At 64.6% G+C, this 12,803-nt stretch carries 8 protein-coding genes; 2 read left to right on the plus strand and 6 right to left on the minus strand.

The features are described 5' to 3' along the window. Positions 1–394: 394 nt before the first annotated feature. The 4 genes from KF712_21420 to KF712_21435 all read right to left on the minus strand — a co-directional run bounded on the left by KF712_21420 (position 395) and on the right by KF712_21435 (position 5,886). On the minus strand, positions 395–1,750 hold the full coding sequence (locus KF712_21420; GenBank protein ID MBX3743560.1) for a DUF1552 domain-containing protein: 1,356 nt from the start codon (positions 1,748–1,750) through the stop codon (positions 395–397). Between the two features lie 22 nt (positions 1,751–1,772). Next, positions 1,773–2,717 (minus strand): hypothetical protein, encoded by a 945-nt coding sequence (locus KF712_21425; GenBank protein MBX3743561.1) that lies wholly within the window; start codon positions 2,715–2,717, stop codon positions 1,773–1,775. A 15-nt stretch (positions 2,718–2,732) separates the two neighbouring features. Continuing rightward, on the minus strand, positions 2,733–5,252 hold the full coding sequence (locus KF712_21430; protein MBX3743562.1) for a DUF1592 domain-containing protein: 2,520 nt from the start codon (positions 5,250–5,252) through the stop codon (positions 2,733–2,735). 313 nt (positions 5,253–5,565) lie between these two features. Beyond that, positions 5,566–5,886: a hypothetical protein gene (locus tag KF712_21435; protein MBX3743563.1), complete on the minus strand. Its 321-nt coding sequence runs from the start codon at positions 5,884–5,886 to the stop codon at positions 5,566–5,568. A gap of 296 nt (positions 5,887–6,182) precedes the next feature. On the opposite strand from KF712_21435, the gene KF712_21440 reads away from it, so the two are divergent. Together KF712_21440 and KF712_21445 are read left to right on the plus strand one after the other, a co-directional pair. Continuing rightward, a complete protein-coding gene (locus KF712_21440) occupies positions 6,183–6,569 on the plus strand; it encodes a BlaI/MecI/CopY family transcriptional regulator (protein MBX3743564.1) in 387 nt (128 codons plus the stop codon). Then, positions 6,566–9,457, plus strand: coding sequence for a carboxypeptidase regulatory-like domain-containing protein (locus KF712_21445; GenBank protein ID MBX3743565.1), 2,892 nt, complete (start codon positions 6,566–6,568; stop codon positions 9,455–9,457). Before KF712_21440 ends, KF712_21445 begins: the two co-directional genes overlap by 4 nt. A 569-nt stretch (positions 9,458–10,026) precedes the next feature. Here KF712_21445 and KF712_21450 read toward each other — a convergent pair. Together KF712_21450 and KF712_21455 are read right to left on the minus strand one after the other, a co-directional pair. After that, complete coding sequence (locus KF712_21450) at positions 10,027–12,003, minus strand: fumarate reductase/succinate dehydrogenase flavoprotein subunit (protein MBX3743566.1); 1,977 nt, start codon at positions 12,001–12,003, stop codon at positions 10,027–10,029. Between the two features lie 140 nt (positions 12,004–12,143). Further along, positions 12,144–12,803 (minus strand): succinate dehydrogenase cytochrome b subunit (locus tag KF712_21455; protein ID MBX3743567.1); only part of this gene is annotated, 660 nt, incomplete at its 5' end.

Below are 12,803 nucleotides of genomic sequence, written 5' to 3' on the forward strand. Positions count from 1 at the left end.
CATCACGCAACAATCCACTACAGCCCACTAGGCTACCTCATCACTTAAAAATCTCACATGCAACGAGATGCCACGTTTTGCAACTGGTCAAATCCTGTTTATGAGTCCCCTGCTCTAACCGCTGAGCTACAGGCCCTGTCCCTTGTTTCCCAAGGAAATGGATTGCCTCCGGGAACCGGTGTTCCGTGGCTACGGTGCGGTGCGGAGGCGGGATGATCTATCTTTCCCCCAACGGCGGATGGCAAGGCCATTCCGTCGCTGGTCGCAGCGTCTTTGCTTGGCTGGAAAGGGAGGAAAGGAGTGACGGACACACGCGGGATCAAGGCCGGGAGGAATCCGGAGCGGGGATTTTCCTTGATTCCCGATGTAACCGCAATCGTTTGGAAACACAGCCTCAACCGCGGTAAAGCTCCGCGAAATCATTCGTGCTGTCGGAAAATGCCGGTGTCTCCACGCCCATCTTGTGCGCCACGGAGAGCAGCACGTTGGAGAGCGGGGGATGTTTTTCCGGATCGTTCGCGAGGTGTTGGCCGTGCTTCATGCCGAGGGCCGCGCCACCGGCGACGAGCAGGGGCAGGTTCTTCGGGGAGTGCTCGCCCTTCGGCCCGCTGTTCATGCCGGAACCATAGACGATCATCGTGTGGTCCAGCATGGGTCGGCCGCCTTCCGTGGTGGTCTTCAGGAAGGTCATGAAACGGGAGAGCCGTTCGAGATACTGTCGGTCCACTTCCGCCAGGCGGCGCAACATTTCCGGATCCCCGCCGTGGTGGGAGAGTTCGTGGTGGTTCTGCCCGCCGGGTCCGTAGCCGCCTGCCTCCCGCGCCCACTGGAAGGTGATGATGCGGGTGGCGTCCGTGACGAAGGCGAGGTAGCTGATCTCCATCATCACATCCAGCCACATCGGCCGGTCGTGGGCGTCGCCGGGCTTGCTGTTCAGTTGGAGGCCTTTCGCATCCACCTGTGGCTTCGGCACGTCGATCCACTCCACCTGCCGCCGCACGCGCAGCTCGGTTTCGCGCACGGAGGCGAGGTATTCATCGAGCTTCGATTTGTCCGCCGTTCCCAGCTTCCGCTCCAGAGCCTTCGCTTCGCCCAGCACTTCGTCCAGGATGCTGCGTTTTTCCGCGTACCGCTTCAGCGTCGCCTCGCGGGATGCGGCGTCCTCGGGGATGAATAGGCGGTCGAACAACCTCTGCGGGCTGTTTTCCGCGGGGAGCGGGGTGCCGTTCCGGTCGAAGGCCAGCGTGTGGCTGTGCAGGGCGGGGCCGGTGCCGCTCTGGTCCGCGAGCTGGAGGGAGGGGAAGCGGGTCTTTTCCCCGATCTTTTCCGCGATGACCTGGTCGATGGACACGCCGTTCGTGTAGTCCTTCCCCGGGACGGCCCGCAGATCCGCGCCGGTGAGCCAGGTATCCGCGCCGCTGTGGCCGCCTGTGCAGCGCGGGTGGCCCAGCCCGGTGAGCACGCTGAAGTCATCCCTGTGTGCCTCCAGCGTCCGCAGGGTGGGGGAGAGTCCGTAGCCTTTTCCCGCTGCCTCCGGCATCCAGTCCAGGATGTTCACCCCGTTGGATACATAGCAGAAGATCGCCCGTGGGGCGGGGGATGTCCCCGCATCCGCCAGCGGACGGTAGGTGGAGGGGGCGGCATGCAGCGTGCGTGGCAACATCGCCTCCAGCAAGGGCAGCGAGAGGGAAACGCCGAGGCCGCGCAGCACGGTGCGGCGGGAGAGAGGGTGGCGGAGATTGGGGTGCATCTGTCCTTGGGGTCCGGCGTTCTCAGCGGCGGCGGCGGCTCATGGAGACGCCCATGGCGGTGATTGCCATGAGCGTGGAGGAGACTTCCGGGATGGGGATGTGGGGCACGACATCCGCCCAGGTGTTCCCGATGCGGAGTTCATCGAAAATGAAGGCCTGGTCCGTGTCGGGAGCCGCGCCGAAGCGGACGCCGTGCATGTCATAGGCGCCGGGGTTGATGTAGTAGGCGTCACGGGTCGCACCGACCGTATTGGCCGCTTCCGATGTCAGATCGACGGGGTTGAGGTAGAAGGACAAAAGATCCCGTCCGCCCGAGCTTCCCCCGCCTTCCTCGATTTTCATCACGAAGAAATAGGTCGTGCCGGCGATGAGGGGGCTGAGGGTGGAGGAACCGCCGGTCGCGCCGTTGCCCGTGAAGTTGATCGTGCCATCGGCGGCGATGGACAGGCCGAAGGAACGATTGGACGAATCCACGGTGTAGGTGGTGAGGAAATTGATGGAACTGGCGATGACGGAACCCTCGAACGAAAACATGCCGGACATGTAGATGGAGGCCGGGAACGTATCGGTGATGCCCAGATTGAGATTCCGGGAATACGTCCGTGTTGTCGTGCCGGTATTTCCCTGGCGGAAAATGGATGTCTGCCCGGTGGTGGTCACGAGGGCCATCCCACCGGTGGAATAGGACATCTGCTGGTCCTGGACCTTGGCGTAGGTGTTGGCGGATTGCTGGCCGCCCAGGACCCAGCCATCTGCGGTGAAACCGCTGGCGGGAGGATTCTGGCCGGTGCCCGGGCCGCTGTTGCCGAACACGAGGGCATCGCCCGAACTGACATAGCCTCCGGTATGGCTGTAGCCTCCGGGCGCGGTGCCGAACCCTTCATAGGCGAGCAGGGCCGCGCCCGCGTGGGACGCCGACAGGAGGAGGAAGGAGCAGGGGAGAATGGCGGAGGGAGGGATTTGCATGGCTTTGGCGGGAGGTTATTTGGTGATGAAGGACTCCGAGGTGACGATGGATTTGATGAGCGAACGCAGCGTGTTCTTTTCCTTCCGCATGGCGGCGGTGAAGGAGCGGATGGCGGGCCGGTCGGAAAAGCCCAGCTCGCGCCCCAGCGCGTAGGTGGTGAGCTGGGTGGCCAGCGCGTTGAGGAACAGATCGTCCTTTTCCAGCAACGCATCCTGGAGGCCGCGCACGCCGGTGAATTCCGTGCCGTCCGGCATCTTCGCGGAGGCGTCGATCACGGGATCGTTCTTCTCGATGCGGCCGTTGTAGCCATGTCCTTCCTGCTCGCGCCATTTCCCGCAGGCGTCGAAGTTCTCCAGCGCGAGGCCCAGCGGGTCGATCTTGTCATGGCAGCGCGCGCAGCTCTCCACCTCCCGGTGGATGGCCAGCCGCTGGCGCACGGTGGCCTTGCCGATGCCCGGCACGGTCGGCTGGATCTCGCCCACGTTGGCCACCGGCAGGCCGGGGTCCGTGCCCAGCAGCGTCTTCAGCACCCAGGTGCCGCGCACCACCGGGGAGGTGCGCGTGCCGTTGGAGGTGATGCCGTGCATGGCCGCCAGCGTGACCAGCCCGCCGCGCTGCACGCCCTCCGGCACCGGCACGCGGCGGATGGCATCCCCCTTTACTCCGGGGATGCCGTAGAAGCGGGCGAGCCGCTCGTTGATGGTGACGAACCCGGAGCGGATGAAGTTCCGCACATCTAGGTCATGGCGCAGGATCTCGCTGAAAAAGCCCTCCGCCTCCCGCACCACGGAGATCTCCAGGTGGCGGTCGTATTCCGGATAGAGTGTCTTTGACGGCGGGTTCGCCCCCACTTTCCGCAGGCCCAGCCATTGGCCGGCGAAGTTCTCCACAAGGGCCGCGGAGCGCGGGTCCGCCAGCATCCGGTCCACCTGTGCGCCCAGCACCTCCGGCCTTGCCAGCGTGCCGTCACCGGCCAGCCGGAACAGCGTCTCATCCGGCATGGAGGACCAGAGGAAATACGACAGCCGCGAGGCCAGTTCGTAGGGAGCGAGCGGGCGCGCCTTGCCCGCAGGTGCTTCCGGCTCCACCAGATAGAGGAAATGCGGAGACGCCAGGATGGCCGCCAGCGGCACCTTCACCGCCTCCACGAACGATGGCTTCTCCGGCCGCGCCCTGGTGAAAAGCGCCAGCCGTCCGTCGATCTCCTCCGCCGTCACCGGGCGGCGGTACGCGCGCGCCATGAAGCGGGCCAGCACCTCCCGCGCGTAGCCCGCCTCATCCTTTTCCCTCAGCGGGGAATCGAAAAGCACCCGCGTGTGGCTGGCGGGCGGCCATACCGGATGGATGGGGCCTTCCAGCTCGATCCAGTCCAGCAGCAGTTCCGGGCGGGCGAACTCCGGCTTGTTCTGGATGGCGAAGTTCTCCAGCTTCCGCGGGATCTCATAGGCATAGGCGAAGGTCATGCCCGCCCGTTGGGTGGTGAAGTGGCGGCGCAGTTCATACACGCGCGGCGCGGCTTCCGTCGCATCCACATCCATCTCCGCGATGACCTCCGGCTGGCTGCCGAGCTGCTGCGTGACCTTCAGCCGCGGCGGACCGAAGTCATAGATCCGGTCCGTGCGGAAATGTTCCACCAGTCGTGCGTGGTCGAGGTCGAAGCGATCCTTCTTTCCCGGTTCCTTCGCGATGCGGGCATCCCGGCTGGCCGCCAGCATGGCCTCCACGGATGCCATGAACTTCCCCTGGTCCGGGACCCGCCCCGCCGCGCGGAAGCGGATGATGTATTCCCCCTCCACCGGCACGGCGAAGTCCCGGAAGCCCACCGTCTTGTCCCATGAATCATGGTGGATCACCGTGAAACCGCCCTCGGTGGGGTTGTTGCCGTCGTTGAGCAGGATGTTGTTTCCATCCCGTTTCACCCGCAGTTTGTCGGGACCGGCGGTGTTTTCCTCCGGCTCGAACCGCCACTTGATGCCCGCCGGTTTCTCCCCCTCCGCCAGCGCCCGGTCCAGGATCTGGCGGGCGGAGTTGTAGTAGAGTTCCATCTGCATGGGGGACATGGTCAGCGCCTGGCCGATGTTGTCGAAACCGCCCGCGGGCGGATCCTCCGGGAACTGGTCCGCCGGCCGGAAATCCACGCCCAGCAGATCGCGGATGGTGTTGTTGTATTCCGCGCGGTTCATCCGGCGCATCACCACGCGGGACGAACGTTTCGCGATCTCCGCCTCGCCCAGCCGCGCCTCCAGCCAGCCCGCGAAAGCGGCGGACTCCGCGGAGGGCGGCTGCGGCTCATCCTCCGGCGGCATCTCATGGTTGCTCACGGAGGTCACCACTTCCTTCCACTTCGAGGCGGTGTGCGGATCGCTGAAATCCACGGGCAGCGTGTCCAGCCGCAGCTTTCCCTTCTGTTTCTCCGGGCCATGGCACTCCACGCAATGCTTCCCGATGAACGGCTTCGCGATCTGGTCGAACGCGGGCTCCGCGGCCCGGGCGGCGGCGAGGGTCAGGAAGAACAGGATGGCGCGGAAGGTCATGGATGGGTTCGGCAAGCGGGATCGCCACGGTGGAAAGCAGTGGTCATAGGTATGAATAGCCGATCCGGGCCGCGCGTTAGGGGGATTTTTTTGGGTAAGGAGGAGGGACATTGCGGCAGAGCCGCCATGTCCGCTATGCTCCCATTCCTGTCCCTCGGCGGCATTGGCGATGCAGGTGAAGGGCGGATCTGTTCTGGAATGCCTTTGCTATGGGTTCCGGTTGCAGCCGGTGGACAGGAGTGTCCACCCTCCTTACTCGGGCAGCCGGAATCATGGGCGAGGGGCCGCATCATGGCACCGCCGTTATATCCGCTTACTCCCGGGGTGGGTCATCCTGTGCCTTGCCGGCTTGCTCCCGCTCCCATTGCTTCTTCGCATGCCTCATCGCCTGCTGTTCCCGCTTTTGCTGGAGTTTTCTCCCTTCGTAAACATCGGACAGGCCGTCAGCGAGGAAGATGAACCACAGGGCGATGCCCGCATACTTCGTCCATCCTCCGCTGAAGCCGATGGGAAGGATGCAGCTCGTGGAGGTGATGAGGATGTAAATGATGCTTCCCCCGGGCATCGATGCGAGCATACCGCAGAGGACCAGCAGCACCAGCGGTGGCAGGAGGAAGATGGGCTTCGGTTTCACGGTGAATCAGCATGGACATCCCGCGGAATATTTCACGCGCATTCTGGAGCGGTGTTTTTCCCGCCGGATTGCCCAAAGATTCCGCCGCCTGCCCCGTTCCGGATACATGCGCCGGGCATGATCCACCGGTGCCACCGCTGTTCCCCGCGCCGTCGCCGAAGCTTTCATCACCGGCGGTTCGGAAGGACGGTGGTCCACCGGTGGATCGTGCCCCGCATCACCTTTCCCCATAGGGTGTTGAAATTTCAGCAGAAAGATCTTGCGTGCTCATCCATGTTGAAATATCAGCATGGGATATGTGGGATGAGGAATCTGACGAATCATTGAGCCGCCGCGAGCGGCAGGTCATCGGCATCGTGATGAAGCGCGGGCGTGTCTCCGCCCGGGAAATCGGGGAGGATCTGCCGGACCCGCCGACGTATTCGGCGGTGCGGTCGATCCTGCGCCTGCTGGTGGAGAAGGGGATGCTGGTGAAGGAACAGGAGGCGGGGAGGGATTGGTTCAGCCTGCCGGTGAACGCGGGCAAGGCGAAGGTGGGGGCGCTGCGCGGCATGGTGAGGAAGTTTTTCAACAACTCCGCGCCGGAGGCGGCGATGGCGCTGCTGGGACAGAAGAACCTGAAGCTCACGGCGGAGGAGGCGGACCGGCTCATGAAACTCATCGGGGAGGCGCGGAAAAAATGAACGCGTCCGGGGCGGCATCCAGCGCGGGATTTCCCGCGGCGGCCCTCGATGCGGGGGCATTCCTCACACGGCACCCGGAACTGGCGGTGTGGTGCATGGGCGCGGTGAAGTCATCCGTGATCGTGCTGATGGTCCTGATCCTCGCCGCCCTTTTCCGCGGAGGCTCCGCCGTCGCGCGCTGCTGGATCCTGCGGCTCGCGCTCCCCGCGTTGCTGCTGACGGCGCTGTGGCCGTTCGGCTCCGGCAGACTGCCGGTGCTGTCCGTCCATGTGGCGGTTCCTGCCGTAACCGCTGGGGAAGTGGTGCGGGCGGACATCCCCGTGATCCCGCCGGAAGCGGGGATGGAGGATCACATCCCCGAGGGGATGGACTCTCCCGCAGAGTTCGTGATGCCGCAGGAGGTGCCGGTGATCCCGGAAATGGAGGAGGCGGGCGCTTTCCCCGACACCGCTTCACCACCAGCCGCAGGGCTCCCGGCCATCACGGCACCGTCTCGGAACAGCGTGTCCGGCTGGCTGGAAGCCCACCTTCTTTCCCTGTGGTCCGGCGGTGCGGCGTTGGTCGCGCTCTGGCTGGTGTTCCGGAATCTCACCGGCCTGCTCTGGCTGCACCGCCGTGGAGAACCGGCGGACGGAATGATGGCCGGCATTGGCGACCGCCTGACGGACTCCCTGCGGATGCGGCGTGCCATTTACCGCCGGGTGCCGGGCCTTGCCAGCCCGTTGCTCACCGGTTGGTTCCGCGCGCGGCTCTGGCTGCCGGAAGGGATGTCCGCCATGCCGGAAAGCCAGATCCGGGCGATCCTCCGCCATGAGCTGGCCCACCACCGCCGCAGGGACCTGTGGTGGCAGATGCTGGCATCCGCCGCGTGTGCCATCTGGTGGTGGAATCCCGCCGTATGGAGCCTGGGGAAACGGCTGCGCCATGAGGCGGAACTGGCGGCGGATGAAGCCGTCGTCTCCGGTGGCGGGGCCGCCGCGGACTACGCGGAACTGCTCGTCCGCGTGGCCAGTGGCTGGACGGCGGGGGATGCCCGGGCCATGCGCCGCACCGGCGTGCCAATGATGGGCTCCTCCGCCATCGAGCGCCGCGTCCGCGCCATCCTCGCGGAGAATCCTTTCCGCAACCGCATGGGCCGGGCCGCCGGGGTGGCGGTGGCATTCATCGCCCTGATGGGGGCTGGCATCGCCTCCCTGACCGCCGTCGCCCGGCCTGCAGAGAGCCCGCTGGTGAAGGCGGAAGACGCTTGGGACGTGGAACCTGAAGGAACCCTGGATGTGACAAGGGAGTTGGTTGAGCGGTTGAGGTCGCCGCAGTGGGGGCCGCCGGACTACCTCGATCCGCCCGGAACGGATTTCGGAAGGGAATTCGAACGCCTCCTTTCCGAACGCCTCCATTCCAGGCCGATGGATCTCAGTGATCTGGACGAACGGCAACGCCTGATGACGGACTACTATCTCAATGGTAGATACGTGGGGTCCGAAGCCGCGGATCTGATCCGCCCCCGGGTCAAAGTCATCACGCGGGAAGGCCCGCAGCCAAAGGAGGCGAGGATCCGCTTCATCCATGCGCGGACCGGCCAGCCCGTGCCGGGACTGAAATTTCATCTCGGTTTCAATGGTGGGCGCCCGTCCCAAGTGGCAGCGGATGGTGATGGGCGCTACGTTTTCACCCCGTCGCCGGAAACACTCGAGAAGGAATCCACGCCGGAGCGCATCGGATGGGCAGGCACCGAACGGCTTGGCATCCTGGTCACGGACTCCGGATTTGTCCTGGATCAGGTGGACACCTTGCGTCACTCATGGGATCGGGAAATCGAGGTGCGGGTGGAGCCGGCCCGGTCCATTTCCGGCCGGGTGGCCGGGGAGGATGGACAGCCGGTGGCGGGCGCCACGGTCAGGACGCATGGACCCTTGTCCGACTATGTGTTGATGGCCCGGCTCCCGCGCCCGTCCGGCACGAAGACGGATGATGACGGACGCTGGAGACTGGAGGGATTTCCGGAGGATCTCGGCAAGCTGGGTCTGGAGATATCCCACCCGGCCTATCTGGCATTCCGGGGCGGGGCGGCTTCCGTCCCCGGTGGAGCGGAGGCTCTCAGGAACGGCACCGCCACCGTGGTCCTGAAAAACGGGCCGCGCATCCATGGCCGGGTGGTGGATGGGAATGGCAGGCCGGTCCATGGCGCCCGCATCAACCCGCGTGCCACAAGCTCTCCGCGGGGTGCGATCACTGACGGCGACGGCAGATTCGTCCTCACAGGGCTGCGGGGAAAATACGCGCTGCTCACCATCGAGGCCGACGGATTCAGCCCATCGCAGGAAGGAGTCATGATGGGCGGGGAGAAGGAGCACGTTTTCACCCTCTCCCCGCCAACCCTGTTCCGGGGACGTGTGGTGCGGGAGGATGGACGTCCGGATGCCGGGGTGGAGGTCCGGGTGGAGCTGTGGCGGAACCAGCGGACGCTGGGCTACCGCACCCGCACGGATGAGGACGGTCGCTTCACCTGGGACAGCGCGCCGCCGGAGCCATTCACGTTCAACATCGGCGAAGGGGAGTGGATCATGTCCGGCTATCCCATCGCCAGGCCAGATGAGGAAGCGGTGATCGTCATGAAGCCCGCCCTCCGCATCAAGGCCACCGCCGTGGACGATGCCACCGGGGAGCCGGTCAGGAACTTCCGCGTCACCCCTGTCACTGCCAACCCATGGGTGTACCGGGATACCCTGGCATCACTCGGCGGAAAGCTGGAGTGGGAGAGCTACCGGTTCGACCGCGAAGGGATCCGTTTCCGCGTCGAGGCGGATGGTTTCGAGTCACTGTTCACAGACGCGCACCCCACCCGCCAGCAGAAGGTGGAGGTAGTCTGGCGGCTGAAGAGGAAGTAAGGAGGTGCGACATGGCGGCAGAGCTGCTATGTCCGCTGCGCTTCTATTGTTGTCCGCCGACGGCATTGGCGGAATAAAGTGAAGGGTGGAGCTGTCCCGCGATGCTTTTGCTATGGGTTCCCATTGCAGCCGAGTAAGGAGGGTGGACACTCCTGTCCACCGACGGCATTGGCGGAACCAAGAGAAGGGCGGATCGATCCCGGGATGCCTTTGCTATGGGTTCCGGTTGCAGCCGAGTAAGGAGGGTGGACATTGCGGCAGAGCCGCTATGTCCACTTCGCTCCCATTCCTGTCCACCGATGGCATTGGCGAAATAAAGTGAAAGGCGGAGCTATCCCGGGATGCCTTTGCTATGGGTTCCCGTTGCAGCCGGAGGACAGGAGTGTCCTCCCTCCTTACTGAGAGCAGGCGGAGAAGAGTAAGGAGGTGCGACATGGCGGCAGAGCTGCTATGTCCACCGACGGCATTGGCGAAATAAAGTGAAAGGCGGAGCTATCCCGCGATGCTTTTGCTATGGGTTCCCATTGCTGCCGGAGGACAGGAGTGTCCTCCCTCCTTACTGCGCGGGATCACGCGTAGCTGCGGATGGACGCCTTCACGGATTCATAGACGAGCGGCTCCTTGTGGAGCGTCGGGGCCTTGCCGTCGCCGTTGTATTCCCAGGCGGAGACGTGGGAGAACAGGTCGTCGTGGCGCTTCGCTTCACCGGCTTGCGTCTTGCCGGCCTGGACGTCGGGATCGGCGTCGGTGAACTGGTGCTCGGCGCGGAAGTGGCCACCGCAGGATTCCTCGCGGTCGCGGGCGTCGTAGCACATCAGTTCGCCGAACTCGAGGAAGTCGGCGACGCGGCCCGCTTTCTCCAGCTCCATGTTGGCGATGTCGCCGGAGCCGGGGATGCGGACGTTCTGCCAGAACTCCTCGCGGATCTGCGGGATCTTCGCGATCGCTTCGGTGAGGCCCTCGCGGGAGCGCTCCATGCCGCACTTGTTCCACATGACCAGGCCGAGTTCCTTGTGGAAAGAATCGACGGTGCGCTTTCCGTTGACGTTGAGAAGCTTGTTGATGCGCTCCTTCGTTTCCGCCTCCGTGGCCTTGAACTCGGGCATCTCCGTGTTGAAGGTGCCGGGCTTCTGGGTGGCCAGGTAGTTGGCGATGGTGGTGGGGATGACGAAGTAGCCGTCCGCCAGGCCCTGCATGAGGGCGGATGCCCCAAGGCGGTTCGCGCCGTGGTCGGAGAAGTTCGCCTCACCCAGCACGTGCAGGCCGGGGATGTTGGACATCAGGTTGTAGTCCACCCACAGGCCGCCCATGGTGTAGTGGACGGCGGGGTAGATCATCATTGGCTGCTGGTAGGGGTCCTCACCGACGATCTTGTCATACATCTGGAAGAGGTTGCCGTAGCGGGCGCGGATGGTCGGCTCGCCGAGGCGGGCGGTCGCATCGCGGAAGTCGAGATAGACACCCAGGCCGGTGCCGGCGACGCCGCGGCCGTCGTCACAGGCTTCCTTCGCGGCGCGGGAGGAAATGTCGCGCGGCGCGAGGTTGCCGAAGGAAGGATACTTCCGCTCCAGGAAGTAGTCGCGGTCGTCCTCCGCCACTTCGGATGGCTTCAGCTTGCCCTCGCGGATCTTCGCAGCGATCTCGCGGGACTTCGGCGCCCACACGCGGCCGTCGTTCCGCAGGGACTCCGACATCAGGGTGAGCTTCGACTGGTAGTCGCCGCTGACCGGGATGCAGGTCGGGTGGATCTGGGTGTAGCACGGGTTGGCGAAGAGGGCGCCGCGGCGTGCGGCCCGCCACGCGGCGGTCACGTTGCAGCCCATCGCGTTGGTGGAGAGGAAGAAGACGTTGCCGTAGCCGCCGGTGGCCAGGATGACGGCATCCGCCGCATGGGTGGAGATCTTCCCGGTGTTCAGGTCACGGGTGACGATGCCCTTGGCATGGCCGTCCACCAGCACCAGGTCCAGCATCTCCGTGCGCGGGAACATCTTCACCCCGCCTTTCTGGATCTCCTTTTCCAGCGCCTGATAGCAGCCGATGAGGAGCTGCTGTCCGGTCTGGCCGCGGGCGTAGAAGGTCCGGGAAACCTGCGCGCCGCCGAAGGAGCGGTTGTCCAGCAGGCCGCCGTATTCGCGGGCAAAGGGGACGCCCTGCGCCACACATTGGTCGATGATGGCGTTGGAAACCTCCGCCAGACGATACACGTTCGCCTCACGGGCGCGGAAGTCGCCGCCCTTGATGGTGTCATAGAACAGGCGGCGCACGGAGTCACCGTCGTTGCGGTAGTTTTTCGCGGCGTTGATCCCGCCCTGCGCGGCGATGGAGTGCGCCCGGCGCGGGGAGTCCTGGTAGCAGAAGCATTTCACCTGGTAGCCCAGCTCCGCCAGCGTCGCCGCGGCGGCCCCACCCGCCAGACCGGAACCGACCACGATGACCGAAAACTTCCGTTTGTTGGCCGGGTTGATGAGCTTCGAGTCCATCTTGTGCTTGGACCATTTCTGCTCAAGCGGGCCGGATGGGATCTTGCTGTCCAATACGAAAGACATGATGGGAGAGGTGGGAGTGGTGGAGAGGGTAGCGAATCTCGTGAGAGATTCGGCGGGGACGGGCGGAAATTTCTTGGAAAGGTGGTGTCGCGGGATGATGGCGGATCTTTTCAGCCGAAGCTCTCACGAGATTCGCTGCTTCATCTGCCGAATTTGAAGACGAGAATGGCGACCGGGATCGAAACGAAGCCGAGCCAGATCACCGCGCTGTAGGCCCAGGAAAACTGCTCGATGAGCGGGCGGGCCTTCTTCGAGTTGAAACCGAGGGTCTGGAAGATGGAAGCGACGCCGTGGCCGAGGTGGGAGCACAGCACCGACATGGCGATGACGTAGAAAATGGCGACCCACCAGACGGAGAAGCCGTCGATGACCATCTTCCAGGCATCATGGCGGGCTTCGCCGGTCTTCGCGAGGTAGGCGGCATCCGTGTAGAGCGCCGGGTTTGCATACTCATTCCCCACGCGGATGGTGTAGTGCATCAGGTGGTAGATGATGAAGAAGAGGATGGTCAGGCCCGTCCAGATCATGATCCGGGAGGACTTCGTCGCCTTGATGGTCGCCTGGAACTCGTAGGGCTTCCGCGCGGCCTTGTTCTGGCGGGTGAGGGCGATGGTCGCCACCACATGGAGGACGACCGCGCCGAGCAGGCCGATGCGGGCGATCCAGATGCCCGCACCGTGCAGGGCGTGGTGCAGGAACTGCGCGTAGTCGTTGAACGCCTCACGGCCCGCGAACACCAGCAGGTTGCCGGTCATGTGGCCGAAAAGGAACAAAACAAGGGCGATCCCAGTGACGGCGAC

The sequence above is a fragment of the Akkermansiaceae bacterium genome, assembly GCA_019634595.1.
Taxonomy (GTDB): domain Bacteria; phylum Verrucomicrobiota; class Verrucomicrobiia; order Verrucomicrobiales; family Akkermansiaceae; genus Luteolibacter.

Coding starts and splice junctions, on each gene's coding strand:
- KF712_21420 (MBX3743560.1), bottom strand. CDS start 1,750: ATGCACCCCAATCTCCGCCACCCTCTCTCCCGCCGCACCGTGCTGCGC.
- KF712_21425 (MBX3743561.1), bottom strand. CDS start 2,717: ATGCAAATCCCTCCCTCCGCCATTCTCCCCTGCTCCTTCCTCCTCCTG.
- KF712_21430 (MBX3743562.1), bottom strand. CDS start 5,252: ATGACCTTCCGCGCCATCCTGTTCTTCCTGACCCTCGCCGCCGCCCGG.
- KF712_21440 (MBX3743564.1), top strand. CDS start 6,183: ATGTGGGATGAGGAATCTGACGAATCATTGAGCCGCCGCGAGCGGCAG.
- KF712_21445 (MBX3743565.1), top strand. CDS start 6,566: ATGAACGCGTCCGGGGCGGCATCCAGCGCGGGATTTCCCGCGGCGGCC.
- KF712_21450 (MBX3743566.1), bottom strand. CDS start 12,003: ATGTCTTTCGTATTGGACAGCAAGATCCCATCCGGCCCGCTTGAGCAG.